This is a genomic window from Streptomyces sp. NPDC018263, from assembly GCF_055562575.1.
Window position 1 is genome coordinate 105,633 of the sequence record NZ_JBVHFA010000009.1, and the last position, 25,127, is coordinate 130,759.

Genomic DNA, 25,127 nt, shown 5'->3' on the forward strand with positions numbered 1-25,127 from the left:
GGGGAGTCCTCGAAGGCGGGGGCGGGGCTCAGGAAGAGGGGCTCAGGAAGCGGAGGCTCATGAAGAGGGGGACACCGTTTCCGGTGTCCCCCTCGGCGCGGCTAGTCGCGGGCCGCGTTCAGATGTTCCGCGTGCTCCTGGAGGGAGCGGACGCCCACGTCCCCGCGGCCGAGGGCGTCGATGCCCTGGACGGCGGCGGCGAGCGCCTGGACGGTGGTCAGGCAGGGCACCGAGCGGGCCACGGCCGCCGTACGGATGTCGTAGCCGTCGAGGCGGCCGCCGGTGCCGTAGGGCGTGTTGACGATGAGGTCGACCTCGCCGTCGTGGATGAGCTGGACGATGGTCCGCTCGCCGTTCGGGCCGGTGCCCTCGGACTGCTTGCGCACGACGGTGGCGTTGATGCCGTTGCGCTTGAGGACCTCGGCGGTGCCGGAGGTGGCCAGCAGCTCGAAGCCGTGGGCGACCAGTTCGCGGGCCGGGAAGATCATCGAGCGCTTGTCGCGGTTGGCGACCGAGATGAACGCGCGGCCCTTGGTGGGGAGCGGGCCGTACGCGCCCGCCTGCGACTTGGCGTACGCCGTGCCGAAGACGGAGTCGATGCCCATGACCTCGCCGGTGGAGCGCATCTCGGGGCCGAGCACGGTGTCCACGCCGCGGCCCTGGATGTCCCGGAAGCGGGACCAGGGCATCACGGCCTCCTTGACGGAGATCGGCGCGTCCAGCGGCAGTTCGCCGCCGTCACCGTTGGCGGGCAGCAGGCCCTCGGCGCGCAGCTCGGCGATGGTCGTGCCCAGCGAGATGCGGGCGGCGGCCTTGGCGAGCGGGACGGCGGTCGCCTTGGACGTGAAGGGGACCGTACGGGAGGCGCGCGGGTTGGCCTCCAGGACGTAGAGGATGTCGCCGGACATGGCGAACTGGATGTTGATCAGTCCGCGGACGCCGACGCCCTTGGCGATGGCCTCGGTGGAGGCGCGCAGCCGCTTGATGTCGAAGCCGCCCAGCGTGATCGGGGGCAGGGCGCACGCCGAGTCGCCGGAGTGGATGCCGGCCTCCTCGATGTGCTCCATGACGCCGCCGAGGTACAGCTCCTCGCCGTCGTAGAGGGCGTCGACGTCGATCTCGATGGCGTCGTCCAGGAAGCGGTCCACGAGGACCGGCCGGGAGGGGCTGATCTCGGTGGACTCCTCGATGTACGCGGAGAGGCGCTCCTCCTCGTACACGATCTCCATGCCGCGTCCGCCGAGGACGTAGGAGGGGCGGACCAGGACCGGGTAGCCGATCTCGTCCGCGATGGCCTTGGCCTCGGCGAAGGTGGTAGCGGTGCCGTGCTTGGGCGCGGGCAGGCCGGCCTCGGCGAGCACGCGGCCGAAGGCGCCCCGGTCCTCGGCGGCGTGGATGGCCTCGGGCGGGGTGCCGACGACCGGCACGCCGTTGTCCTTCAGCGCCTGCGCGAGCCCCAGCGGGGTCTGCCCGCCGAGCTGCACGACCACACCGGCGATCGGGCCGGCGAGGGACTCCGCGTGCACGATCTCCAGCACGTCCTCCAGGGTGAGCGGCTCGAAGTAGAGCCGGTCGGAGGTGTCGTAGTCGGTGGAGACGGTCTCCGGGTTGCAGTTGACCATCACGGTCTCGTACCCGGCGTCGGACAGCGCGAAGGAGGCGTGGACGCAGGAGTAGTCGAACTCGATGCCCTGGCCGATGCGGTTGGGCCCGGAGCCCAGGATGATCACGGCGGGCTTCTCGCGCGGCGCGACCTCGCTCTCCTCGTCGTAGGAGGAGTAGAAGTACGGCGTCTTCGCGGCGAACTCGGCGGCGCAGGTGTCGACCGTCTTGTAGACCGGGCGGATGCCCAGCACGTGCCGGACCTCGCGGACGACGTCCTCGCGCAGGCCCCGGATCTCACCGATCTGGAGGTCGGAGAAGCCGTGCCGCTTGGCCTCGGCGAGCAGTTCGGCGGTCAGCTCGGGCGCCTCGGCCAGCTCGTCCGCGGTCTCCTTGATCAGGAAGAGCTGGTCCACGAACCAGGGGTCGATCTTCGTGTACTCGAAGATCTCCTCGGGCGTGGCACCCGCGCGGATCGCCTGCATGACGGTGTTGATCCGGCCGTCGGTGGGGCGTACCGCCTCTTCGAGGAGGGCCTTCTTGTCGCCGGGGTCACCGATGAAGGTGAACTGGCTGCCCTTCTTCTCCAGCGAGCGCAGCGCCTTCTGGAACGCCTCGGTGAAGTTGCGGCCGATGGCCATGGCCTCGCCGACCGACTTCATGGTAGTGGTCAGCGTGGAGTCGGCCTGCGGGAACTTCTCGAAGGCGAACCGGGGCGCCTTGACGACGACGTAGTCGAGCGTGGGCTCGAAGGAGGCGGGGGTCTCCCGCGTGATGTCGTTCGGGATCTCGTCCAGGGTGTAGCCGACGGCCAGCTTGGCGGCGATCTTGGCGATCGGGAAGCCGGTGGCCTTGGAGGCGAGCGCGGAGGACCGCGAGACGCGCGGGTTCATCTCGATGACGATGACCCGGCCGTCCTCGGGGTTCACCGCGAACTGGATGTTGCAGCCGCCGGTGTCGACGCCGACCTCGCGGATGATGGCGATGCCGACGTCGCGCAGGAGCTGGTACTCGCGGTCGGTCAGCGTCATCGCGGGGGCGACGGTGATCGAGTCGCCGGTGTGCACGCCCATCGGGTCGAAGTTCTCGATGGAGCAGACGACCACGACGTTGTCGTTCTTGTCGCGCATCAGCTCCAGCTCGTACTCCTTCCAGCCGAGGATGGACTCCTCCAGGAGCACCTCGGTGGTCGGGGAGAGCGTGAGGCCCTGGCCCGCGATGCGGCGCAGCTCGTCCTCGTCGTGGGCGAAACCGGAGCCGGCGCCGCCCATGGTGAAGGACGGGCGGACGACGACGGGGTAGCCGCCGAGCGTCTCGACGCCCTTGAGGACGTCGTCCATGGTGTGGCAGATGACCGAGCGGGCGGACTCGCCGTGGCCGGTCTTCTTGCGGACCTCTTCCACGACGCCCTTGAAGAGGTCGCGGTCCTCGCCCTTGTGGATGGCCTCGGGGCGGGCGCCGATCAGTTCGACGCCGTACTTCTCCAGCACCCCGCTGTCGTGCAGGGAGATGGCGGTGTTGAGGGCGGTCTGGCCGCCCAGGGTGGGCAGGAGGGCGTCGGGGCGCTCCTTGGCGATGATCTTCTCGACGAACTCGGGGGTGATCGGCTCGACGTAGGTGGCGTCGGCGATCTCCGGGTCGGTCATGATCGTGGCCGGGTTGGAGTTGACCAGGATCACGCGCAGGCCCTCGGCCTTGAGCACGCGGCACGCCTGGGTGCCGGAGTAGTCGAACTCGGCGGCCTGACCGATGACGATCGGGCCCGAGCCGATGACCAGGACGGACTGGATGTCGGAGCGCTTAGGCACGCTGGCCCTCCCGGACGGTGCTCATCAAAGACGTGAAGCGGTCGAACAGGTAGGCGGCGTCGTGCGGACCGGCCGCCGCCTCGGGGTGGTACTGGACGGAGAAGGCCGGCTGGTCGAGGAGCTGGAGGCCCTCCACCACGTCGTCGTTGAGGCAGACGTGGGAGACCTCGGCGCGGCCGAACTTCGTCTCGCTGACCTTGTCCAGCGGCGCGTCGACGGCGAAGCCGTGGTTGTGCGCGGTGACCTCCACCTTGCCGGTGGTGCGGTCCTGGACCGGCTGGTTGATGCCGCGGTGGCCGTACTTCAGCTTGTAGGTGCCGAAGCCGAGGGCGCGGCCGAGGATCTGGTTGCCGAAGCAGATGCCGAACAGCGGGGTCTTCCGCTCCAGCACGGCGGTCATCAGGGCCACCGGGCCGTCGGCCGTGGCCGGGTCGCCGGGGCCGTTGGAGAAGAACACGCCGTCGGGCTCCACGGCGTAGACGTCCTCGGCCGTGGCGGTGGCCGGGAGGACGTGGACCTCGATGCCGCGCTCGGCCATCCGCTGCGGGGTCATGCCCTTGATGCCGAGGTCGATCGCGGCGACGGTGAACTTCTTCTCGCCGACCGCGGGGACGACGTACGCCTCCTTGGTGGCGACCTCCTCGTAGAGGCTCGCGCCCTTCATGTGCGGCTGGGCCTGGACCCGCAGCAGTAGTTCGGCGTCGGGGGCCAGCGCCTCGCCGGAGAAGATCCCGGCGCGCATGGAGCCGCGCTCGCGCAGGTGGCGGGTGAGGGCGCGGGTGTCGATGCCGCTGATGCCGACGACGCCCTGGGCGGTCAGCTCGTCGTCCAGGGAGCGCCGGGAGCGCCAGTTGGACGGCACGCGCGCGGGGTCGCGGACCACGTAGCCGGAGACCCAGATGCGGCCGGACTCGTCGTCCTCGTCGTTCCAGCCGGTGTTGCCGATCTGGGGGGCGGTGGCGACGACGATCTGGCGGTCGTAGGAGGGGTCGGTCAGGGTCTCCTGGTAGCCGGTCATGCCGGTGGAGAACACGGCCTCGCCGAAGGTCTCCCCCACGGCCCCGTAGGCGCGGCCGCGGAAGGTACGGCCGTCCTCCAGGACGAGTACGGCGGGAGTCCTGGCGGCTCCCCTGGTGGAGGTCGTCATCGTGCGCCTTCCGTGTGGTTGGTCATCTGGTTCAGGGTCTCGACCCAGGTGGTGTGTTCGGCGGCCTGGTCGGAGCGGAAGCCGGAGTCGATCAGCTTCTCGCCGTGCGCCCAGGTCACCACGAGCAGTCCGCCCTCGGTGAGGACCTTGCCCGCGATGCCCTTGTCGAGCCGGGCGCCGCGCAGCGCCCCGGCCGGGACGAAGAAGTCGGTGGCGCCCGGGCGCTCGACGGCCAGCCCTTCGTCGGTGAGGGTCAGCCCGGCCCGGCTGCGGGAGCCCAGGCCGTGGGCCACGATCCGGTCCAGCCACTGCCCGGCGGTGGTGGAGCCGTGGTAGCGGCCGCTCATGGTCAGGATGGCCGGGCCGGGGTCCTCCGGCACCTCGGGGAGTGCGGGCAGGTCGCTCTGGAGGGTGCCGCGCCACTTCCAGCCCTCGCGCATCAGCCAGTAGACGAGCGCGACGAAGAGGGCCAGGCCGACGAGCCAGCCCAGGCGGGCGGCCCAGTCGGTCACCGCGGCCGACTTCTTCTCGTCCGCCAGGGTCGTGGCGAGCGTTGCGGCGAGCTGAGTTGCAGGTGTCACGTGAGCTTCCCGTCCATGAGCGTGGCCTTGCCCCGCAGCCAGGTGTGCGTGACACGGCCCGGCAGCTCGCGGCCCTCGTAGGGGGTGTTGCGGCTGCGCGAGGCGAAGCGCGCGGGGTCCACCTGTCCACGGTAGGCCGTGTCCACGAGGGTGAGGTTGGCGGGCTCGCCCGCGGCGACGGGGCGGCCGTGGCCGGTGGCGCCGCCGATCCGGGCCGGGGTGAAGGACATCCGGTCGGCGACCGCGGCCCAGTCCAGCAGGCCGGTCTCCACCATGGTCTCCTGCACCACGGACAGCGCGGTCTCCAGGCCGACCATGCCCATGGCGGCCGCGGCCCACTCGCAGTCCTTGTCCTCGTGCGGGTGCGGGGCGTGGTCGGTGGCGACGATGTCGATCGTGCCGTCGGCCAGCGCCTCGCGCAGGGCGCGCACATCGCGCTCGGTGCGCAGCGGCGGGTTCACCTTGTAGGCGGGGTTGTAGGTGCGCACCATCTCCTCGGTCAGGAGCAGGTGGTGCGGGCACACCTCGGCGGTGACGTCGATGCCGCGGGACTTGGCCCAGCGGATGATCTCCACCGAGCCGGCCGTGGAGAGGTGGCAGATGTGCAGGCGGGAGCCGACGTGCTCGGCGAGCAGCACGTCCCGCGCGATGATCGACTCCTCGGCGACGGCCGGCCAGCCGCCCAGGCCCAGCTCGGCGGAGACGACACCCTCGTTCATCTGGGCGCCCTCGGTGAGCCGGGGCTCCTGGGCGTGCTGGGCGACGACCCCGCCGAACGCCTTCACGTACTCCAGGGCGCGGCGCATGATGACCGCGTCGTCCACGCACTTGCCGTCGTCGGAGAAGACGCTGACCTCGGCGGCCGAGTCGTGCATGGCGCCCAGCTCGGCGAGCTTCTTGCCCTCCAGGCCCACGGTGACGGCGCCGATGGGGCGTACGTCGCAGTAGCCGGACTCCTTGCCGAGCCGCCAGACCTGCTCGACCACGCCGGCGGTGTCGGCGACGGGGAACGTGTTGGCCATGGCGAAGACGGCGGTGAAGCCGCCGGAGGCGGCGGCGCGGGTGCCGGTGAGAACGGTCTCGGAGTCCTCGCGGCCCGGCTCGCGCAGATGGGTGTGCAGGTCGACCAGGCCCGGCAGCAGCACCTTGCCGTCGGCCTCGACAACGGTCACGTCCTGCGCGCCTCCGGCACGACCGGCGCCCTCGGCGCTCAGCCCGGTGCCGACCGCCGCGATCAGCTCGCCGTCGATCAGGACGTCCTGCGGCTCGCCCCCGAGCACCTTCGCACCACGGATCAGGATCTTGCTCATGGGTCTTACTTCTCCTCGGTACGAAGGTGGGCGGTGCCGGCGGGCTCGTTGCCGCCGAGCAGCAGGTAGAGGACGGCCATGCGGATGGAGACGCCGTTGGCGACCTGCTCCACGACCGTGCAGCGGTCGGAGTCGGCGACCTCGGCGGTGATCTCCATGCCCCGGACCATCGGGCCGGGGTGCATCACGATGGCGTGCTCCGGCAGCCGGGCCATGCGGTCGCCGTCGAGGCCGTAGCGGCGGGAGTACTCGCGCTCGGTGGGGAAGAACGCGGCGTTCATCCGCTCGCGCTGGACGCGGAGCATCATCACGGCGTCGGACTTGGGGAGCGTGGAGTCGAGGTCGTAGGAGACCTCGCAGGGCCAGGTGTCCACGCCGACCGGCAGCAGGGTGGGCGGCGCGACCAGGGTGACCTCGGCGCCGAGGGTGTGCAGCAGGTCCACGTTGGAGCGGGCGACCCGGCTGTGCAGGACGTCGCCGACGAGGGTGACGCGCTTGCCGTCGAGGTCCCGGCCGAGCCCGGCGTCGGCGCCGATCAGCCGGCGGCGCATGGTGAAGGCGTCCAGCAGGGCCTGGGTGGGGTGCTGGTGGGTGCCGTCGCCCGCGTTGATGACCGGGGCGTCGATCCAGCCGGAGTTGGCGAGGCGGTAGGGGGCGCCGGAGGCGCTGTGCCGGATGACGACGGCGTCCACGCCCATCGCCTCCAGTGTCTGGGCGGTGTCCTTCAGCGACTCGCCCTTGGAGACGCTGGAGCCCTTGGCCGCGAAGTTGATGACATCGGCGGAGAGGCGCTTCTCGGCGGCCTCGAACGAGATCCGGGTGCGGGTCGAGTCCTCGAAGAAGAGGTTGCAGACCGTGCGGCCGCGCAGGGCCGGCAGTTTCTTGATCGGCCGGTCCGCGACCCTGGCCATCTCCTCGGCGGTGTCGAGGATCAGGACGGCGTCGTCACGGGTGAGGTCGGCGGCCGAGATGAGATGACGCTGCATCTGTCAGGCTCCGTAAGGCAGTTAATACGGGAGGTTTCGGGCGGACCGGGGTGCGCCGGGGCACGCCGAAGCGGCCGGGCACCCGGAAGCGCTACTGGTCGGCAGCCTTGGCACCGAGCAGCACGGTGTCGCGACCGTCCTCCTCGGCGAGCTGGACCTTGACCGTCTCCCGCAACGACGTGGGGAGGTTCTTGCCGACGTAGTCGGCGCGGATCGGGAGTTCCCGGTGGCCGCGGTCGACGAGGACGGCGAGCTGGACCGCGCGCGGGCGCCCGAATTCGTTCAGGGCGTCGAGGGCGGCGCGGATGGTGCGGCCGGAGAAGAGCACATCGTCGACGAGGACCACCAGGCGGCCGTCGACACCCTCACCGGGGATCTCGGTGCGGGCGAGGGCGCGCGGGGGGTGCATGCGCAGGTCGTCGCGGTACATCGTGATGTCGAGCGAGCCGACGGGGATCTTCCGGCCGGTGACCTGCTCCAGCTTGACGGCGAGCCGCTGGGCGAGGAAGACGCCTCGCGTGGGGATGCCGAGGAGCACCACGTCGTCGGCGCCCTTGGCGCGTTCGACGATCTCGTGGGCGATGCGGGTCAGTACGCGGGCGATGTCCGGGCCTTCGAGTACGGGCCGGGCATCTGAGTTCAGCGGATTGGCGTGCGAGTCCATACGAAACGGACCTCCTTCTCCGCCTCACGGGACGGACTTTAAAGGACGTCGGATTTGCGCCAACCACCCTAGCAGGTCGCCGGAGGGGCTCGTTCACCCGCTTGGCCCAACGGGCGGCCACTACCACGGAAGAGTCGGTGTGGACCATTCGGCTTGACGCAGGAGAATCACGCTGCGTAACCTCACAGTGAGTTACCAGCCGCGCGGTGGGATCACCTGCCGCCCGCGTCTACACAGTGTCCGGGGAGCTATATGTCCAGCGAATACGCCAAACAGCTCGGGGCCAAGCTCCGGGCCATCCGCACCCAGCAGGGCCTTTCCCTCCACGGTGTCGAGGAGAAGTCCCAGGGGCGCTGGAAGGCCGTGGTGGTCGGTTCCTACGAGCGCGGCGACCGTGCCGTGACCGTACAGCGCCTGGCCGAGCTGGCCGATTTCTACGGCGTTCCGGTGCAGGAGCTGCTGCCGGGCACCACGCCGGGCGGGGCAGCCGAGCCGCCGCCGAAGCTGGTCCTGGACCTGGAGCGGCTGGCCACCGTGCCGGCCGAGAAGGCGGGCCCCCTCCAGCGGTACGCGGCGACGATCCAGTCCCAGCGCGGCGACTACAACGGCAAGGTGCTGTCGATCCGCCAGGACGACCTGCGCACCCTCGCCGTCATCTACGACCAGTCCCCCTCGGTCCTCACCGAGCAGCTCATCAGCTGGGGCGTCCTGGACGCGGACGCGCGCCGCGCGGTCGCCCACGAGGACAGCTAGCCGCTGAGTTCAGCAGCGCAGAAACGTGCCGCCGGGATGGCAGGGAGACGATCCCTGCCACCCCGGCGGCTTTTTCGGCGTGCTGAGGCCGGAGAAACTCAGGGGCGCGGGGAACTGCGCGACCAGCCCCGACGGGCCGGCACACGCGGCTCTCCCGCGCCCTTACGGCAGTACTACGGCGGTACTACGGCTGATCGCGCCGCAGGCCTGGCTTCAGCTCCTTGAAGCGGCCCAGGAGGCCGTTCACGAAGGCCGGCGACTCGTCCGTCGAGAACTCCTTCGCGAGCTGCACCATCTCGTCCAGGACGACCGCGTCCGGGGTCTCGTCCTCCCAGATCAGCTCGTACGCGCCGAGGCGCAGCAGGTTGCGGTCGACGACCGGCATCCGGTCGAGCGTCCAGCCCACCGCGTACTGGGCGATCAGGTCGTCGATGCGGCGGGCGCGCTCGGCGTACCCCTCGACGAGCTGCATGGTGTACTCGCTGACGGGCGGCTGCCGGGTGTCGCTCCGGGAGAGCCGGACCCAGTCGGCGAGAACCGTGATGACGTCGGTGCCGCGCTGGTCACCCTCGAAGAGGATCTGGAAGGCGCGCTTGCGGGCCGTGTTGCGGGCGGCCACGGTTAGCTGTTCACCCGGCCGAGGTAGTCGCTCGTACGGGTGTCGACCTTGATCTTCTCGCCGGTGGTGATGAAGAGCGGGACCTGGATCTGGTGGCCGGTCTCCAGGGTGGCGGGCTTGGTGCCACCGGTGGAGCGGTCGCCCTGGACGCCCGGCTCGGTCTCCTGGATGACCAGCTCGACGGCGGCCGGCAGCTCCACGAAGAGCACCTCGCCCTCGTGCTGGGCGACGACGGCGGTGAAGCCCTCGATCAGGAAGTTCGCGGCGTCGCCGACGGCCTTCGGGTCGATGTGGAGCTGGTCGTACGTCTCCATGTCCATGAAGACGAAGTACTCGCCGTCCTTGTACGAGTACTGCATGTCGCGCTTGTCGACGGTGGCCGTCTCGACCTTGACACCGGCGTTGAAGGTCTTGTCGACCACCTTGCCGGAGAGGACGTTCTTGAGCTTGGTGCGCACGAAGGCCGGGCCCTTACCGGGCTTGACGTGCTGGAACTCGACGACGGACCAAAGCTGGCCCCCGTCGAGCTTGAGCACCATGCCGTTCTTGAGGTCGTTCGTGGAAGCCACGGTTGCGGAATCTCCTGGACTGACGTACGACCCCGGCGCTCGCACCTGACTACAGGGCGAGCAGTTCCTTGGTCGTGATGGTGAGTAGCTCGGGTCCGCCGTCCGCCTCGGGGCGGACGACGAGCGTGTCATCGATCCGGACTCCGCCCCGGCCCGGAAGGTGGACCCCCGGCTCGACGGTGACCGGCACGCAAGCGTCAAGTTTACCCATGGCCGCGGGGGCGAGCTGCGGGTCCTCGTCGATTTCGAGCCCGACCCCGTGTCCGGTGGCCGGCTGGAGGGCCGCGCCGTGCCCGGCGGAGTCCAGCACCTGGCGCGCGGCACGGTCCACGTCACGGCAGGCCGCGCCCGGCACGAGGGCCTCGCGACCGGCCCGTTGGGCGGCGAAGACCAGGTCGTACAGCTCCACCTGCCAGTCGGCCGGCGAGGTGCCGATGACGAAGGTCCGCCCGATCTCGCACCGGTAGCCGCGGTAGGCGGCGCCCAGGCAGACGGAGAGGAAGTCGCCCTCCTCCACCCGCCGGTCGGTGGGGCGGTGGCCCGGACGGCCGGAGTTGGGGCCGGTGGCGACCGAGGTCGGGAAGGCCGGGCCCTCGGCGCCGTGGTCGACCAGCCGGCGCTCCAGCTCCAGCGCGAGATGCCGCTCGGTGCGGCCGACCAGGATGGACTCCAGCAGCTCGCCGAGGGCCTGGTCGGCGATCTCGGCACCGATGCGCAGACAGGAGATCTCCTCCTCGTCCTTGATCAGCCGGAGCTGCTCCACGGCCGTGCCGAGGTCGGCGAGCCGCAGCTTGGGCGCGACGGCGTCCAGGGCGCGGTACCGGGCGACGGTGAGGTGGTGCTCCTCCACGGCGAGGGCCTCGCTGCCCTGGCTCCCGGCCAGGTCGGCGGCGGCGACGGCCGGGTCGCGGCCGGGCGTGGACAGGATGTGCAGGACCAGGGACTCGTCGGGGCGGCCGTCCGCGGGCCGGTCCTCGGGCGGGACGGGGCACACCAACTGGTCCTGCTGGTCCTGGTCCCTGCCGAGCAGCAGGACGGCGCCCTGGGGCGCGGCGCCCGCCAGGTAGCGCACATTGGCGGGGCGGGAGATGAGCGCTGCCGCGGTACCGGCCGCGTTGCAGCGTTCCCTCAGCCGGGATCGACGGGTCGCGTACACCTCTGACATGAGACGAGCGTAGAAGTTGTGCCCGGTTTGTGCCGGTTGGCGAGGGCCGAGTGGGGTGCGGCCGGTGTCCCTACCAGTTCGGCGGACTGGCGATGGCGCGGGCCAGCACCTCGTCCAGCACCCGTGCGGTGCCGGGGACGTCCAACTGGGAGTTGTCGATGATGGGCAGCCCGGAGCCGTACCAGCCGGCCATGCGGCCGTGGATGCGGGCCACCTCCTCGTCGGTGAGGCGGCGGTTGCCCGAGCGCTCGGCGTTGCGCTCCAGGACGACGTCCAGCCCCGGCAGCAGCACCACCGGGAGCAGGCCGGGGCCCACATGGCGCTTCCAGCCGCCGAGCCCGACGACCGGGCGGTCCGGGAAGACCGCGTCGTCGAGGATGCAGGAGATCCCGTTGGCCAGGAAGTTGCGGGCGGCGAAGCCGCAGGTGCGGCGGGCCAGGCGGTACTGGGCCTCGGAGTGGTCGTTCCACCCGGTCTGCGGGTCGGCGAAGCCGGAGCGGACCCACTCGCGGACGTCGTCCAGGCTGATGTGGGCGGTGGGCACCCGGCGGTGGTCGGCCCAGTACTTGGCCACGCTGGTCTTGCCCGCGCCCGCGGGACCGATCAGCAGTACGGCGAGCGTGGTGGCCGAGGAGTCGGGGGCCGCCATGGCGGGCGGCGCCGCGGGGACGCCGACAGGACCGCCGGGCGGCAGCGTCACATGCCCGGAGACATCGGGCGCGGGCGGCGGCGCCACGGGGTGCCGCGGGGCGGGGTGCTGAGGAGCCGGGGCCTGCGCGGGCGGAGCCGGTGGCGGCACGGGCGGGGCGGGCGGTACGGGAGGACCCGAGAACCCCGGTGGCGGCACGCCCGGCCCCTGCGGCGCCCCCGCGCCGGGTGCCCAGGTGGTGTGCGGCCCGTGCCCCGGCTGGTGGGGCGGCGGCAGCGGAGATCCCACTGCGTGCTGCATCCGTTGCCACTCCATCTCGTACACACGCTCGGCGCCGGAAGGCGGGTACGGAGCCCGCACCCTACCGAACGGTACCGCCCCCGGCCGTCATTCGGTGAAACGGCCGGGGGCGGTGCGAAGTGCCCGCCCCTGATGGGGAATCGGGGCACACCGGGCGGTACGGGACCTACTGGCCGACCTCGCCGTAGGCGGCGAGGAGCACGGCCGGGTCGGGGCCCTCCAGCACGGTCGGCCGGGCGAGACCGTCCAGCACGATGAAGCGGAGCAGGTCGCCGCGCGACTTCTTGTCGACCTTCATCGCCTCCACCAGCTTGGGCCACTGGTCGTAGCGGTAGTGCAGCGGCAGGCCGACGGACTCCAGGACCGCGCGGTGCCGGTCGGCGGTCGCGTCGTCCAGCCGGCCCGCCAGGCGGCCGAGTTCGGCGGCGAAGTGCATGCCGACGGCGACGGCCGCGCCGTGCCGCCACTTGTACCGCTCGTTCTTCTCGATGGCGTGGCCGAGGGTGTGACCGTAGTTGAGGATCTCCCGGCGGCCGGTCTCCTTGAGGTCGGAGGAGACCACGTCGGCCTTGACCCGGATCGAGCGCTCGATCAGCTCGGCGGTGTGCGGTCCGGCCGGGGTGCGGGCGGCCTCGGGGTCGGACTCGATCCTGTCGAGGATCACCGGGTCGGCGATGAAGCCGGCCTTGATGACCTCCGCCAGCCCGGAGACGTAGTCGTGCACCGGGAGGGAGTCCAGCGCGGCCAGGTCGCACAGGACGCCGGCCGGAGGGTGGAAGGCGCCGACGAGGTTCTTGCCCTCGGCGGTGTTGATGCCGGTCTTGCCGCCGACCGCCGCGTCCACCATGGCCAGCACGGTGGTGGGGACGGCGATCCAGCGCACCCCGCGCAGCCAGGTCGCCGCGACGAACCCGGCCAGGTCGGTGGTGGCGCCACCGCCGACGCCCACGACCACGTCGGTGCGGGTGAAGCCGGACTGGCCGAGCGCCTTCCAGCAGTAGGCGGCGACCTCGGCGGTCTTCGCCTCCTCGGCGTTGGGCACCTGGATGGCGACCGCCTCGTACCCCTGCTCCGCCAGGTCGGCGCGGAGCGCGTCGCCGGTCTCGGCGAGCGCCTCGGGGTGGATGACGGCGACCCGCTTGGCCTTCGGGCCGATCAGTCCGGCCAGCTCGCCCAGCAACTGGCGGCCCACCAGGACCTCGTAGGGGTCGGTGCCCGCCGTCCCGGCGATCGGGATGCGGGTGACTGCCTCGCTCATGCTTCCTTCAACTCCAGTGCGTCCAGGACGGCTCGGGCGACGTCCTCGGGACCGCGTCCGTCGGTCGGCACGACGGCGGTGGCGACCTCTTCGTACAGATGGCGGCGGGCCTCCATCAGCGCGCGCCACTGCTGGCGCGGGTTGACGGCGAGCAGCGGGCGGGCGGCGTTCAGCCCGGTGCGGCGTACGGCCTCCTCGACGTCCATCGAGAGGTAGACCACGCGCTGCGCGGTCAGCAGCGCCCGGGTGTCCGCGTCCAGGACGGCGCCGCCGCCCAGCGCGAGCACGCCCGCGTGCCCGGCGACCGCCTCGGCCACCGCGCGCTTCTCCAGCGCGCGGAAGGCGTCCTCGCCGTCGTCCACGAAGATCTCGGCGATGGTGCGGCCCTGCTGGGCCACGATGTCGTCGTCGGTGTCCCGGAAGGCGGCGCCCAGCCGGCCGGCCAGCAGCCGTCCGACGGTGGACTTGCCCACGCCCATCGGCCCCACCAGGACGACCAGGGGCTGGGCGCTCATCCGATCGCCAGGTTGTCGAGGTAGGAGCGGACGTTGCGCCGGGTCTCGGCCACGCTGTCGCCGCCGAACTTCTCCGCGACCGCGTCCGCGAGGACCAGGGCCACCATCGCCTCGGCCACGATGCCCGCGGCCGGGACCGCGCACACGTCGGAGCGCTGGTGGTGGGCCTGTGCGGCCTCGCCCGTGGCGACGTCGACCGTGGCCAGCGCGCGCGGCACGGTGGCGATCGGCTTCATCGCCGCCCGCACCCGCAGCAGCTCACCGGTGGTCAGGCCGCCCTCGGTGCCGCCGGAGCGGCCGGTGGCGCGCTTGATGCCCTCGGGGGTGGCGAGGATCTCGTCGTGCGCCTTGGAGCCCGGCACCCGGGCCAGGTCGAAGCCGTCGCCGACCTCGACGCCCTTGATCGCCTGGATGCCCATGAGCGCGGCCGCGAGCCGGGCGTCCAGCCTGCGGTCCCAGTGCACGTGCGAGCCGAGGCCGACCGGGACGCCGTACGCCAGCACCTCGACCACGCCGCCGAGGGTGTCGCCGTCCTTGTGGGCCTGGTCGATCTCCGCGACCATCGCCTTGGAGGCGTCCGCGTCCAGGCAGCGCACCGGGTCCTCGTCGAGCCGCTCCACGTCGGCCGGCGTCGGGTACACGCCGTACGGCGCCTTCGCGGCGGCCAGCTCCACGACGTGGCTGACGATCTCGATCCCGGCGGTTTCCTTCAGGTACGACCGCGCCACCGCGCCGAGCGCGACCCGCGCCGCCGTCTCCCGCGCGGAGGCCCGCTCCAGGATCGGCCGGGCCTCGTCGAAGCCGTACTTCTGCATGCCGGCCAGGTCCGCGTGGCCGGGGCGCGGGCGGGTCAGCGGGGCGTTGCGCGCGAGGCCGGCCAGCACCTCCTCGTCCACCGGGTCGGCCGCCATGACCTGCTCCCACTTCGGCCACTCGGTGTTGCCCACCATGACCGCCACCGGGGAGCCGAGGGTCAGCCCGTGCCGCACACCGCCGAGGAACGTGACCTCGTCACGCTCGAACTTCATCCGCGCGCCACGCCCATAGCCGAGCCGCCGCCGCGCCAGATGATCCGCCACCATCTCCGTGGTGATCGGCACGCCGGCGGGAAGTCCCTCCAGCGTCGCGACGAGTGCGGGACCGTGGGACTCCCCCGCGGTCAGCCAACGCAGCCTGCTCAACGGTGCTCCTCAGATTTCGCGCCCGGTACTGCCCCGCTTACGCGTGTCCGCGCGTACGGCGGCGGCCCGACCGGGTGCGCGATCCCGGCCCGCCACCTCCGATCCTCCCACGCCGGGCCCGGTATCCGGGCCTCGGTCCGGATTTCGGGACCCCGGTGCGGGGCGGGGTGCGGCGGGTCAGCGGGCGGCGAGGGCCCGTTCGCCCGCCCGGCGCATGGCCTCCAGCGGGGCCGGGGTGCGGCCGGTCATCCGCTCCACCTGGAGCACGGCCTGGTGGACCAGCAGGTCCAGACCGCCGACCACGGCCCCGCCGAACATCGACCAGCGGGCGGCCAGCTCGGTGGGCCAGGGGTCGTAGAGCACGTCGAAGAGGGTCGCCGGGCGCTCGGGTACGGCGGTGGCGAGGGCGTCGGCGGTGCCGGCGGGGGTGGTGGCGATCACCAGGGGCGCGTGCAGGGCCTCGGCCGCGTCCGCCCAGTCGGCGGTGCGGACCTCGACGTCGAGCCGCTCGCCCCACTCCCGCATCTCCGCGGCGCGGGCGGCGCTGCGGACGTAGACCACGACCTCGCCCGGGCAGATCCGGGCGAGCGCGGCGAGGGCGGAGGAGGCGGTGGCGCCGGCGCCGAGGACGGCGGCGGACTCCACCTCTTCGATGCCGTGCTCGCGCAGCGCGGCCACCATGCCGGGGATGTCGGTGTTGTCCCCGACCTTCCGGCCGTCCTCCGTGAACACCACCGTGTTCACGGCGTCCACGGAGGCCGCCGTCTCACTGACCTCGTCCAGCAGGGGCATCACGGCCCGCTTGAGCGGCATCGTCAACGACAACCCGGCCCACTCGGGCCCGAGCCCCGCAAAGAACCCGGCCAGCCCCGCCTCATCGACCTCGAAGCGGTCGTACGACCAGTTGCCGAGCCCGAGTTCGGCGTAGGCCGCCCGGTGCAGCACCGGAGAGAGCGAATGCCCGATGGGCTTGCCGAGCACGGCGGCCCGGCGGGCGTCAGTTGCCCGAGCTGGCATTGAACTTGTCCTTGAGCTTCTCGAACTCCGCGTTGGTCCTCGCGAACTCGGTCTTGTTCATACCGTCCGTCGCCACGAAGTACATCCAGCCCTCGTGCGTCGGGGACAGGGCCGCGTTGAGCGCCTCGTCACCCGGGTTCCCGATCGGACCGGGCGGCAGACCCTTGTTGGTGTACGTGTTGTACGCGCTTCGGTCGCCGTTGATCTCCTTCTCGGAGATATGGATGTTGCTGGCGCCCTTGAGGTAGTTGTACGTCGAGTCGAACTGGAGGAGCTGGTTCGTCTCGGTGTTGTCCGGCTTGAGGCGGTTGTAGATGACCTCGGCCATCTTGCGGAAGTCGTCGTGCGTCTTGCCTTCGGCCTGGACCAGGCTCGCGGCGGTCAGGAGCTGCCAGGGCGATTCGAGCCCGACGTCGGACGCCTTCTTCTCCAGGCCCAGGGCCGCGTACTTGTCGTTGGCCCGGCCGACCATCGCCTTCAGGACGTCCTTGGGCTTCTGGTCCTTGCCGACCGGGTAGCTGGACGGGAAGAGGAAGCCCTCCAGCGGGTCCTTCAGACCGGGGTGGTTGAGCGCCCAGGCGGGCAGACCGAGGGACTTGTACTCCTTGGCGGCCACCTTCTGGGTGGTGCCGTCGGCCAGCTTCAGGCGCTTGTCGATCAGCGCGTAGACGGCCGCGTTGCGGGAGCCCTCGGCGATGATCAGGTTGTTGCGGCTCTTCGGGCTGAGCATCAGCTCCACCGCGCTGGCGGCGGACATGTGCTTCTGGAGGGTGTAGACGCCGTCCTGGAGGGTCTTGCCCCTGGGGTTGGCGAGCTGGGCCGAGACGAAGGCGTCGACGCTCTCGACGACACCGGCCTCCTTCAGCTTGCGGCCGATGGCGGCGCCGACCGCGCCCTTGGGGATCTCGACCGTCACCGCCTCGCCGTTGCCGCTGCCCGCGTAGTCCGGGGCGGGGGCGAAACGATTTTTGTAGAACTGGTAGCCGAAGTAGGCGACGCCGCCGAGGCCGCCGCCGAAGACGACGACGACCACCATCAGGGCGCAGCCGGTGCGGCCCTTCTTGCTCTTGACGGGCTTGCGGCCCTTGCCGCGCCGCTCGGCGGGCTCCACCGGGTCATCGTCGTCACCGGGGGGCACGGGGGGCTCGTCGTCGCCCTCGGGGTCCCAGCCGGGCTCCGGGTCCCGGTGGCCCGGAGGCTGGGGCGGCGGGTAGGCGTCCTCGGTGCCGTAGAGGTCGGGCTGCTCGGCCCCGTAGGCGGCGGGGTGCTGTCCGTAGGGGTCGCCCGGGTCGGCCGCGTAGGGGACGTGGCCGTGCGTACCCGTGGCGTCCCAGCCGCCCTGGTGCTGCTGGGGATGCGGGTGCTGACCGGTCTGCTGGGGATCGAAGTGCTGCTGGCCCTGACCGTCGTACTGCGGGTACTGCTGGCCTCCGTAGTGCGGCTGCTGGCCCTGGGACCAGCCGTCGTACTGCGGGTGCTGCGGGTGCTGTGGCTGGCCGCCGTAGGGGTACTGCTGCCCCGCGTGGGCCGCTTGCGCTCCCCATCCGGCGTCCCCGTACAGCGGGTCCTCCGGATGCCACGGTTCGGTGCCTGGGCCCCGGCCATACTCAGTCATCGATCCCCTAGAGCCGCGAGGCCGACGGTCGCCCGGCGCCAGGACCGGCTTCCGTTCCGCCTCTTGCTGTGCGGCGGCTGTTCGAACACCGCCGCATCGCGCGGAACGTTACCGCACCGCGATCAGATGACCACTTCGACGCCCTCACCGGGTGGTGCACCTGACACCCGTTCGGATTCCAGCGCCTGCTGGAGAATGATCACGGCGGCCGCCTGGTCGATCACGGAGCGGCCCTTCTTGGACTTCACGCCCGAGGCGCGCAGTCCCTGACTGGCCGTCACCGTGGTCATCCGCTCGTCCACCAGCCTGACCGGCACCGGCTTGATGCCCCGTGCCAGCTCTTGGGCGAAGGCGCGCACCTTGACCGCCGCCGGGCCCTCGCCCCCCTTGAGGGAGCGAGGGAGCCCGACGACGACCTCGATCGGCTCGTACTCCTCGACCAGTTGCCGCAGCCTGCGGTGCGCGGCCGGGACGTCCCGGCCGGGAACCGTCTCCACCGGGGTGGCGAGGATGCCGTCGGGATCGCACGAGGCGACCCCGATCCGGGCGTCCCCGACGTCGATGGCGAGCCGGCGTCCTCTGCGCATGACGGCCCGGCCTACTTCGCGGTGTCGGCGACGAGGCGCTCGACGGCGTCCACGGCGTCGCCGACGGCGGCCGGGTTCTGGCCGCCGCCCTGGGCGACGTCCGGCTTGCCGCCACCGCCGCCGCCGAGGGTCTTGGCGGCGGTACGGACCAGCTCACCGGCCTTGAGGCCGCGCTCGCGGGCCGCTTCGTTGGTGGCGATGACGGTGAGCGGCTTGCCGTTGTTCACCGTGAACAGCGCGACCACGGCGGCCCGGCCGCCCTGGATGCGCCCGCGCACGTCCAGCACCAGCTTGCGCAGGTCGTCCGGGGTGGTGCCGTCCGGGACCTGGCCGGCGACCAGGGCGACGCCGCGCACGTCCTTGGCGGACTCGGCGAGACCGGCGGCGGCCTGGAGCACCTTCTCGGCGCGGAACTTCTCGATCTCCTTCTCGGCGTCCTTCAGCTTGCCGAGCATCGCGGAGACCTTCTCCGGCAGCTCCTCCGGGCGTCCCTTGATCAGCTCGCTGAGCTGGTTGACGACCGTGTGCTCACGGGCGAGGAAGTTGTAGGCGTCCATGCCGACCAGCGCCTCGATCCGGCGTACGCCGGAGCCGATGGAGGACTCGCCGAGCAGCTTCACCAGGCCGAGCTGGGCGGTGTTGTGCACGTGCGTGCCGCCGCACAGCTCCTTGGAGAAGTCGCCGATGGTGACCACGCGGACCCGCTCGCCGTACTTCTCGCCGAACTCGGCGATGGCGCCCTGCTTCTTGGCCTCGTCGATGCCCATGACCTCGGCGTGCACGTCCAGGTCGCGGGAGAGCACCTCGTTGATCTTCTGCTCGACGTCGGTCATCACGGCCGTCGGGACGGCGGCCGGGGAGCCGAAGTCGAAGCGGAAGCGGCCGGGCTGGTTCTCCGAACCGGCCTGGGCGGCCGTCGGGCCGAGGGCGTCGCGCAGCGCCTGGTGGGTCAGGTGGGTGGCGGAGTGCGCGCGGGCGATGGCCTTGCGGCGGCGGGCGTCGATGGACGCCTGGGCCCTGGCCCCGACCGTGACCTCCCCGACCTGGACGACGCCCTTGTGGACGTAGACGCCCGGCACCGGCTTCTGGGTGTCGCGGACCTCGATGACGGCACCGGTGTCGACCTTGATGCGGCCGGTGTCACCGATCTGGCCGCCGCCCTCGGCGTAGAACGGGGTGCGGTCGAGCACGATCTCGACCTCGTCGCCCTCGGTGGCGGCCGGCGAGGAGACGCCGTCGACGAGGATGCCGACGACGGTGGTCTCGCTCTCGGTGTCGCTGTAGCCGATGAAGTCGGTGGCGCCGGCGGCGTCCGCGATCTCCCGGTAGGCGCCGAGGTCGGCGTGGCCGGTCTTCTTGGCGCGGGCGTCGGCCTTGGCGCGCTCCCGCTGCTCCGTCATCAGGCGGCGGAATCCGGTCTCGTCCACGGAGAGGCCCTGCTCGGCGGCCATCTCCAGGGTGAGGTCGATCGGGAAGCCCCAGGTGTCGTGGAGCAGGAACGCCTTGTCGCCGGAGAGCATGCTGCCCCCGGACTGCTTGGTCTCGGTGACGGCGGTGTCGAGGATGTTGGTGCCGGCCTTGAGCGTCTTGAGGAAGGCGTTCTCCTCGGCGACGGCGACCTTCTCGATGCGCTCGCGGTCGGTGATCAGCTCGGGGTACTGCTGCCCCATCATGGCGATCACGACGTCGATCAGCGGCTTGACGACCGGACCCTCGGCGCCCAGCAGGCGCATGTTGCGGATGGCGCGGCGCATGATGCGGCGCAGCACATAGCCGCGGCCCTCGTTGCCGGGGGTGACGCCGTCGCCGATCAGCATGACGGCGGTGCGCATGTGGTCGGTGACCACGCGCAGCGAGACGTCCGACGCCTTGGCGTCGCCGTAGGCCACGCCGGTCAGCTCGGTGGCCTTCTCGATGACGGCCATGGAGGTGTCGATCTCGTACATGTTCTGCACGCCCTGCAGAATCATGGCGAGGCGCTCCAGGCCGAGGCCCGTGTCGATGTTCTGGCTCGGCAGGTCCCCGAGGATCTCGAAGTCGTCCTTGCCGATGCCCTCGCCCCGCTCGTACTGCATGAAGACGAGGTTCCAGATCTCGACGTACCGCTCGTCGTTGACGGCGGGGCCGCCCTCGACGCCGAACTCGGGGCCGCGGTCGTAGTTGATCTCGGAGCAGGGGCCGCAGGGGCCGGGGACGCCCATGGACCAGTAGTTGTCCTTCATGCCCAGGCGCTGGATGCGCTCCTTGGGCACGCCGACGACGTCGTGCCAGATGCGCTCGGCCTCGTCGTCGTCCTTGTAGACGGTGATCCACAGGCGCTCGGGGTCGAGGCCGTAACCGCCCTTGTCCTGGGGGCTGGTGAGCAGCTCCCAGGCGAACTTGATGGCGCCTTCCTTGAAGTAGTCGCCGAAGGAGAAGTTGCCGCACATCTGGAAGAACGTGCCGTGGCGGGTGGTCTTGCCGACCTCTTCGATGTCCGGCGTGCGCACGCACTTCTGCACGCTGGTGGCGCGCTGGAAGGGCGGCTTGACCTCACCCAGGAAGTAGGGCTTGAAGGGCACCATGCCGGCCGGGACGAGGAGCAGAGTCGGGTCGTCCGCGATGAGCGACGCCGAAGGGACGACGGTGTGCCCGCGCTCCTCGAAGAAGCTCAGCCAGCGGCGGCGAATCTCGGCCGACTCCATCAGTGGTCCTCATTCCGGTTGTACGAGTACGTCGTGTTCTCGATGTACTTCACTGTGCTGCTGTTGTTCTCGATGGCGGTGATCCGCCGGGGCTCGGGCAGTGCGGGGCTCTCGTGGATGCCGAGCGCCTCCTCCAGCTCCGCCTCGCGCTGGACCATGTTGTCGCGGACGTCGAGTGCGAAGCCGACCGCCGCGTCCTTGAGCCGGTGCCCGGTCTCCAGTGCCTTGTTGGCCGCGGTGACGGCGAGGCTCTCGGGGGTGAGCTGCTTCAGCTTGCGGTTGACCTTGGTGGTGGCCCACACACCGGCGGCGACGCCGGTGCCGAACCAGAACGTACGGCGGAACATCGCGGTCCTCAGTCCTTCTTTCGCTTGCCCCGCCGTGTGGCCGGGACCGTCCGGCCCACGATCACCGTTCGGCGCGGCGTCCTCGCGGGCTTGGCCTCGTCGCGGCCGCCGAGCGCGCGGCGGACGCCGTAGCCGAAGGCGGCGACCTTGACCAGGGGGCCGCCGAAGGTGGAGGCGACGGTGGAGGACAGCGCGGAGGCGTTCGACGTCACCTCCTGCACGTCGGAGGCGATGGCGTCGACCCGCTCGATCTGGGTCTGCGCCGAGCGCACCGCCGTGGACGCGTCCGCCAGCAGCGGGACGGCCTGGTCGGTCACGTCCGCCACGAGCTTGGTGGTCGCCTTGAGCGTCTGGGCCAGCCTCGCAAGCGCTACGGCGAGGAAGGAGACCAGGATCGCCCAGAAGACGGCCACCAGAATCCCGGCAACCTCTCCACCGGACACTGTGCGCACCAGCTCCCTGAAACGTGCTTGAGCATCAAAAAAGTCGTGCACCGAGCCTATCGCGCCACCGGCGGGGCTCCGTACCGGATTACCGGGCGCCGGCCGGGGCGCCCGAAACGCGCGAGCCCGCCGTCCCGCCCGCCGGAGGGCGGGGGGACGACGGGCCGTGGTGCTGCGCCGGGGCTGGGATCAGCGGGCGTAGTACTCGACGACGAGCTGCTCGTCGCAGATCACCGGGATCTCCTTGCGGTTCGGCTCACGGTCCAGGCGGAACGCCAGGGCCTTGAGGTTCACCTGGAGGTAACGCGGGGTCTCACCGTCGGCGGCGAAGCCACCCTCACGCGCGACCTGGAAGAGCGTCTTGTCCTTGGAGCGGTCGCGGACCTGCACGACGTCGTCCGGACGGACACGGAAGGACGGCTTGTCGACCTTCTGGCCGTTGACCTGGATGTGGCCGTGGACGACCATCTGGCGGGCCTGGTAGATCGTGCGGGCGATGCCCGAACGCAGGACCAGCGCGTCGAGGCGGCGCTCGAGCTCGATGATCAGGGCCTCACCGGTCTTGCCCTGGACCTTGGCGGCACGCTCGTAGGCGCGGACGAGCTGACGCTCGGACACGTCGTACTGCGCGCGCAGACGCTGCTTCTCGAGCAGACGGACCTTGTAGTCCGAGTTCTGCTTGCGGCCGCGGCCGTGCTCGCCCGGCGGGTAGGGGCGGGCCTCGAAGTACTTGACGGCCTTCGGGGTCAGCGCGATGCCGAGGGCACGCGACTTCTTGACCTTGGGACGGGACTGGTTCGCCATGGAACCGACACCTCGTGTTTCTTATGCGAATACGGCTTCACCAGGGTTAGGGGAGGTCGCATCCGCAGCCGGGGAGACCCTGCCTGTCCTTGCCGGACGGGCCGGGCAGCCGTTCCCCGAACTGGGCACATACGTGCAGCACGCGAGTGGCCCACCGACCGGTTCCGGCGCGTGGCCGGAGGGTGGTGGGCTGCCCGCGACACCTTCGACGGTGCGCGACGCTCCTGGAGAACCCCGCCCTGGGGCCGGACTCTCCGGCTGGATGTCCCGCTCTGGTGAGCCGTTCCCCCTTGTCGGGGGCCCGGACACGGGACTCAGCACTTCGAGGCAGTCTACAGGGCGCTCAGGACCGCTTTCGACCCAGGTGCTTCCTGGTCCATTCGACCGCGTCCGCGTACCGCGCCTCGGCGCCGTGCCGGGTGGGGGTGTAGTACTCGCGGTCCTTGAGGGCGTCCGGGGCGTACTGCTGGGCGGCGATCCCGTCGGGCTGGTTGTGCGGGTAGACGTAGCCCTTGGCGTGGCCCAGCTTCTTGGCGCCCTGGTAGTGCCCGTCCCGCAGGTGGGCCGGGACCGGGCCCGCGTGGCCCTTGCGCACGTCGGCCATGGCCTCGCCGATCGCGACGGTCGCGGAGTTGGACTTGGGGGCCAGCGCGAGCGCGATGGTGGCGTGGCTGAGGGTGAGCGCGGCCTCGGGGAAGCCGATCATGGCGACGGCCTGCGCGGCCGCGACGGCTGTCGGCAGCGCGTTCGGGTCCGCGACGCCGATGTCCTCGCTGGCGGAGATCATCAGGCGCCGGGCGATGAAGCGGGGGTCCTCGCCGGCCTCGATCATGCGGGCCAGGTAGTGCAGGGCGGCGTCCACGTCGGAGCCCCGGATGGACTTGATCAGGGCGCTGGCCACGTCGTAGTGCTGATCGCCGTCGCGGTCGTACTTCACCGCGGCGCGGTCGACCGTCTCCTCCAGCGTGGTCAGGGTGATCTCGCCGTCGCCCTTGTCGAGGGAGGCGCCCGCGGCGGCCTCCAGGACGGTGAGGGCGCGGCGGGCGTCTCCGCCGGCCACCCGCAGGATGTGCTCCTCGGACTCCTCGGGGAGGGTGAGCGTCCCGCCGAGGCCCCGCTCGTCGGCGAGGGCGCGGCGCACGAGGTCGCGTACGTCGTCGTCGGTGAGGGGTTCGAGGGTGAGGAGCAGGGAGCGGGAGAGCAGCGGGGAGATGACCGAGAAGTACGGGTTCTCGGTGGTGGCCGCGATCAGGGTGACCCAGCGGTTCTCCACGGCCGGGAGCAGGGAGTCCTGCTGGGCCTTGCTGAAGCGGTGGATCTCGTCGAGGAAGAGGACGGTCTCCTTGCCGAAGCCGCCGGTGGCGCGGCGGGCGCCGTCGATGACCGCGCGGACCTCCTTGACGCCGGCGCTGATGGCGCTCAGCTCCACGAAGCGCTGGTCGGTGGCGCGGGAGACGACATGGGCGAGGGTGGTCTTGCCGGTGCCGGGCGGGCCCCAGAGGATCACCGAGGAGGGTCCGGCGGGGCCCCTGCCGCCCTCGCCGACGAGTCTGCGCAGCGGTGAGCCGGGCTTGAGCAGATGGCGCTGGCCCACCACCTCGTCGAGGGTGCGCGGGCGCATGCGCGCCGCCAGGGGGCTGCCCGCGGGCTCCTTCTCCTGGCGTTCTTCGGCTGCGGCGGTGAACAGGTCGGCTTCCACACCGAAAACCCTAAATCACGCCACTGACAACGCTCCGGCCGTCAGCTCGTCCAGAAGCTCCACCAGCGGGTCAGGACCAGCATGCCGATGATCCCGATGTGCAGCACGGGCAGGACCCAGGTGAACTCGCCGAAGAAGGACCTGAGCGGGCGCGGGGCGGGCAGGAAGCCCTGGCGCACGTTGAAGGAGGTCACGTACCAGAACATGATGATCGTGGCGACCCAGGCCAGCGAGCACCACAGGCACAGGGCGTTGATCCGGTACAGGGACTGGAACTGGAGCCAGGTGCAGAAGCCGACGCCGAAGAGCGTGCCGGCGTTGAAGGTCAGCCAGTACCAGCGGGGGAAGCGGGCGCGGGCGAGCAGACTCACGCCGACGCAGATCACGATGCCGTAGGCGACCAGGCCCAGCATGGGGTTGGGGAAGCCGAAGGCGGCGGCCTGCTTGCTCTCCATGACGCTGCCGCAGGAGACCACGGGGTTGAGGCTGCACCCGGGGACGAAGGTCTTGCCCTCGACCTTGGCCTCCAGCAGCTTGAACTTGTCCAGCGTGATGACCCAGGCGGCGAGCAGTCCGGCCGCGCCGGTGATCACCAGCATCAGGGCGAAGGCGCGGCTGCCGCCCTCGGCGCGGGCCGTGCCCCGAGCCCGCTCGGGCCCGGACTGGGTGGAGACGTCGTTGACTGTCGTCTTGCTCATCACGCCGATTCCGTCACTCACTAGGTCGGACTGCTTCGGGCATCGGTCATTGTGCCGCACAGGCGCCCTCGCGCACCGTTCGCTGTGCATAAGTTCGAGGCGGGCGGGGCACGCTCCCTCTATTTT

Annotated in this window: 23 protein-coding genes; 1 reads left to right on the top strand and 22 read right to left on the bottom strand. The window is 71.2% G+C overall.

The genetic code is table 11. The features are described 5' to 3' along the window. Positions 1-101: 101 nt before the first annotated feature. From carB to pyrR, 6 genes are all read right to left on the bottom strand, one after another. Positions 102-3,410, bottom strand: a complete 3,309-nt coding sequence (gene carB, locus ACZ3HQ_RS25440; protein ID WP_467514331.1) for a carbamoyl-phosphate synthase large subunit — start codon at positions 3,408-3,410, stop codon at positions 102-104. After that, entirely contained in the window at positions 3,403-4,557 is a 1,155-nt protein-coding gene (gene carA, locus ACZ3HQ_RS25445; protein WP_467514333.1) for a glutamine-hydrolyzing carbamoyl-phosphate synthase small subunit, read from the bottom strand. The genes carB and carA overlap by 8 nt, the downstream gene beginning before the upstream one ends. After that, positions 4,554-5,138 (bottom strand): PH-like domain-containing protein, encoded by a 585-nt coding sequence (locus ACZ3HQ_RS25450; RefSeq protein WP_467514335.1) that lies wholly within the window; start codon positions 5,136-5,138, stop codon positions 4,554-4,556. Before ACZ3HQ_RS25450 ends, carA begins: the two co-directional genes overlap by 4 nt. Continuing rightward, positions 5,135-6,448 carry a dihydroorotase gene (locus ACZ3HQ_RS25455; protein WP_467514336.1) on the bottom strand — a complete coding sequence of 438 codons (1,314 nt, stop codon included), beginning with the start codon at positions 6,446-6,448 and terminating at the stop codon, positions 5,135-5,137. The genes ACZ3HQ_RS25450 and ACZ3HQ_RS25455 overlap by 4 nt, the downstream gene beginning before the upstream one ends. 5 nt (positions 6,449-6,453) lie before the next feature. Then, positions 6,454-7,434: an aspartate carbamoyltransferase catalytic subunit gene (locus tag ACZ3HQ_RS25460; protein ID WP_467514338.1), complete on the bottom strand. Its 981-nt coding sequence runs from the start codon at positions 7,432-7,434 to the stop codon at positions 6,454-6,456. 91 nt (positions 7,435-7,525) lie between these two features. Next, entirely contained in the window at positions 7,526-8,098 is a 573-nt protein-coding gene (pyrR, locus tag ACZ3HQ_RS25465; protein WP_467514340.1) for a bifunctional pyr operon transcriptional regulator/uracil phosphoribosyltransferase PyrR, read from the bottom strand. A gap of 252 nt (positions 8,099-8,350) precedes the next feature. Here pyrR and bldD point away from each other — a divergent pair, with 252 nt between their 5' ends. Then, on the top strand, positions 8,351-8,851 hold the full coding sequence (bldD, locus tag ACZ3HQ_RS25470) for a transcriptional regulator BldD (RefSeq protein ID WP_018549006.1): 501 nt from the start codon (positions 8,351-8,353) through the stop codon (positions 8,849-8,851). Positions 8,852-9,035: 184 nt separating this feature from the next. Here the strand turns inward: bldD and nusB are convergent, their stop codons facing one another. The 16 genes from nusB to ACZ3HQ_RS25550 form a co-directional block, all read right to left on the bottom strand. Beyond that, positions 9,036-9,470, bottom strand: a complete 435-nt coding sequence (gene nusB / locus ACZ3HQ_RS25475) for a transcription antitermination factor NusB (protein ID WP_467514341.1) — start codon at positions 9,468-9,470, stop codon at positions 9,036-9,038. Positions 9,471-9,472: 2 nt separating this feature from the next. Beyond that, positions 9,473-10,039, bottom strand: a complete 567-nt coding sequence (efp, locus tag ACZ3HQ_RS25480; protein WP_130339883.1) for an elongation factor P — start codon at positions 10,037-10,039, stop codon at positions 9,473-9,475. A gap of 49 nt (positions 10,040-10,088) precedes the next feature. Continuing rightward, positions 10,089-11,204: an aminopeptidase P family protein gene (locus ACZ3HQ_RS25485; RefSeq protein WP_467514343.1), complete on the bottom strand. Its 1,116-nt coding sequence runs from the start codon at positions 11,202-11,204 to the stop codon at positions 10,089-10,091. A 70-nt stretch (positions 11,205-11,274) separates the two neighbouring features. Continuing rightward, positions 11,275-12,153, bottom strand: coding sequence for a Pro-rich N-terminal domain-containing protein (locus ACZ3HQ_RS25490; RefSeq protein ID WP_467514344.1), 879 nt, complete (start codon positions 12,151-12,153; stop codon positions 11,275-11,277). Positions 12,154-12,319: 166 nt separating this feature from the next. Next, positions 12,320-13,411 carry a 3-dehydroquinate synthase gene (gene aroB / locus ACZ3HQ_RS25495; protein ID WP_467514345.1) on the bottom strand — a complete coding sequence of 364 codons (1,092 nt, stop codon included), beginning with the start codon at positions 13,409-13,411 and terminating at the stop codon, positions 12,320-12,322. Beyond that, on the bottom strand, positions 13,408-13,926 hold the full coding sequence (locus tag ACZ3HQ_RS25500; protein ID WP_467514346.1) for a shikimate kinase: 519 nt from the start codon (positions 13,924-13,926) through the stop codon (positions 13,408-13,410). Before ACZ3HQ_RS25500 ends, aroB begins: the two co-directional genes overlap by 4 nt. Next, on the bottom strand, positions 13,923-15,107 hold the full coding sequence (gene aroC, locus ACZ3HQ_RS25505) for a chorismate synthase (RefSeq protein WP_467514347.1): 1,185 nt from the start codon (positions 15,105-15,107) through the stop codon (positions 13,923-13,925). The genes ACZ3HQ_RS25500 and aroC overlap by 4 nt, the downstream gene beginning before the upstream one ends. A 177-nt stretch (positions 15,108-15,284) precedes the next feature. Then, positions 15,285-16,124 (bottom strand): shikimate dehydrogenase, encoded by an 840-nt coding sequence (locus tag ACZ3HQ_RS25510; protein WP_467514349.1) that lies wholly within the window; start codon positions 16,122-16,124, stop codon positions 15,285-15,287. Beyond that, positions 16,105-17,739: an endolytic transglycosylase MltG gene (gene mltG / locus ACZ3HQ_RS25515; RefSeq protein ID WP_467514350.1), complete on the bottom strand. Its 1,635-nt coding sequence runs from the start codon at positions 17,737-17,739 to the stop codon at positions 16,105-16,107. The genes ACZ3HQ_RS25510 and mltG overlap by 20 nt, the downstream gene beginning before the upstream one ends. A 122-nt stretch (positions 17,740-17,861) precedes the next feature. Next, positions 17,862-18,326: a Holliday junction resolvase RuvX gene (gene ruvX, locus ACZ3HQ_RS25520; protein ID WP_381112953.1), complete on the bottom strand. Its 465-nt coding sequence runs from the start codon at positions 18,324-18,326 to the stop codon at positions 17,862-17,864. A gap of 11 nt (positions 18,327-18,337) precedes the next feature. Next, positions 18,338-21,010: an alanine--tRNA ligase gene (gene alaS, locus ACZ3HQ_RS25525; RefSeq protein WP_467514353.1), complete on the bottom strand. Its 2,673-nt coding sequence runs from the start codon at positions 21,008-21,010 to the stop codon at positions 18,338-18,340. Next, positions 21,010-21,357 (bottom strand): hypothetical protein, encoded by a 348-nt coding sequence (locus tag ACZ3HQ_RS25530; RefSeq protein WP_030810645.1) that lies wholly within the window; start codon positions 21,355-21,357, stop codon positions 21,010-21,012. The genes alaS and ACZ3HQ_RS25530 overlap by 1 nt, the downstream gene beginning before the upstream one ends. A gap of 8 nt (positions 21,358-21,365) precedes the next feature. Further along, the gene (locus tag ACZ3HQ_RS25535) at positions 21,366-21,809 is read right to left on the bottom strand and encodes a DUF948 domain-containing protein (protein WP_030810648.1); all 444 of its coding nucleotides are present in this window, start codon (positions 21,807-21,809) and stop codon (positions 21,366-21,368) included. 180 nt (positions 21,810-21,989) lie between these two features. Next, positions 21,990-22,604, bottom strand: coding sequence for a 30S ribosomal protein S4 (gene rpsD / locus ACZ3HQ_RS25540; RefSeq protein WP_018549020.1), 615 nt, complete (start codon positions 22,602-22,604; stop codon positions 21,990-21,992). A gap of 343 nt (positions 22,605-22,947) precedes the next feature. Beyond that, positions 22,948-24,303: a replication-associated recombination protein A gene (locus ACZ3HQ_RS25545; protein ID WP_467514354.1), complete on the bottom strand. Its 1,356-nt coding sequence runs from the start codon at positions 24,301-24,303 to the stop codon at positions 22,948-22,950. A 41-nt stretch (positions 24,304-24,344) separates the two neighbouring features. Next, entirely contained in the window at positions 24,345-25,001 is a 657-nt protein-coding gene (locus tag ACZ3HQ_RS25550; protein ID WP_467514356.1) for a vitamin K epoxide reductase family protein, read from the bottom strand. Positions 25,002-25,127: the final 126 nt, after the last annotated feature.

Coding starts and splice junctions, on each gene's coding strand:
- carA (WP_467514333.1), bottom strand. CDS start 4,557: ATGACGACCTCCACCAGGGGAGCCGCCAGGACTCCCGCCGTACTCGTC.
- ACZ3HQ_RS25455 (WP_467514336.1), bottom strand. CDS start 6,448: ATGAGCAAGATCCTGATCCGTGGTGCGAAGGTGCTCGGGGGCGAGCCG.
- ACZ3HQ_RS25460 (WP_467514338.1), bottom strand. CDS start 7,434: ATGCAGCGTCATCTCATCTCGGCCGCCGACCTCACCCGTGACGACGCC.
- pyrR (WP_467514340.1), bottom strand. CDS start 8,098: ATGGACTCGCACGCCAATCCGCTGAACTCAGATGCCCGGCCCGTACTC.
- bldD (WP_018549006.1), top strand. CDS start 8,351: ATGTCCAGCGAATACGCCAAACAGCTCGGGGCCAAGCTCCGGGCCATC.
- ACZ3HQ_RS25485 (WP_467514343.1), bottom strand. CDS start 11,204: ATGTCAGAGGTGTACGCGACCCGTCGATCCCGGCTGAGGGAACGCTGC.
- ACZ3HQ_RS25490 (WP_467514344.1), bottom strand. CDS start 12,153: ATGCAGCACGCAGTGGGATCTCCGCTGCCGCCGCCCCACCAGCCGGGG.
- aroB (WP_467514345.1), bottom strand. CDS start 13,411: ATGAGCGAGGCAGTCACCCGCATCCCGATCGCCGGGACGGCGGGCACC.
- ACZ3HQ_RS25500 (WP_467514346.1), bottom strand. CDS start 13,926: ATGAGCGCCCAGCCCCTGGTCGTCCTGGTGGGGCCGATGGGCGTGGGC.
- ACZ3HQ_RS25510 (WP_467514349.1), bottom strand. CDS start 16,124: ATGCCAGCTCGGGCAACTGACGCCCGCCGGGCCGCCGTGCTCGGCAAG.
- mltG (WP_467514350.1), bottom strand. CDS start 17,739: ATGACTGAGTATGGCCGGGGCCCAGGCACCGAACCGTGGCATCCGGAG.
- ruvX (WP_381112953.1), bottom strand. CDS start 18,326: ATGCGCAGAGGACGCCGGCTCGCCATCGACGTCGGGGACGCCCGGATC.
- alaS (WP_467514353.1), bottom strand. CDS start 21,010: ATGGAGTCGGCCGAGATTCGCCGCCGCTGGCTGAGCTTCTTCGAGGAG.
- ACZ3HQ_RS25530 (WP_030810645.1), bottom strand. CDS start 21,357: ATGTTCCGCCGTACGTTCTGGTTCGGCACCGGCGTCGCCGCCGGTGTG.
- rpsD (WP_018549020.1), bottom strand. CDS start 22,604: ATGGCGAACCAGTCCCGTCCCAAGGTCAAGAAGTCGCGTGCCCTCGGC.
- ACZ3HQ_RS25550 (WP_467514356.1), bottom strand. CDS start 25,001: ATGAGCAAGACGACAGTCAACGACGTCTCCACCCAGTCCGGGCCCGAG.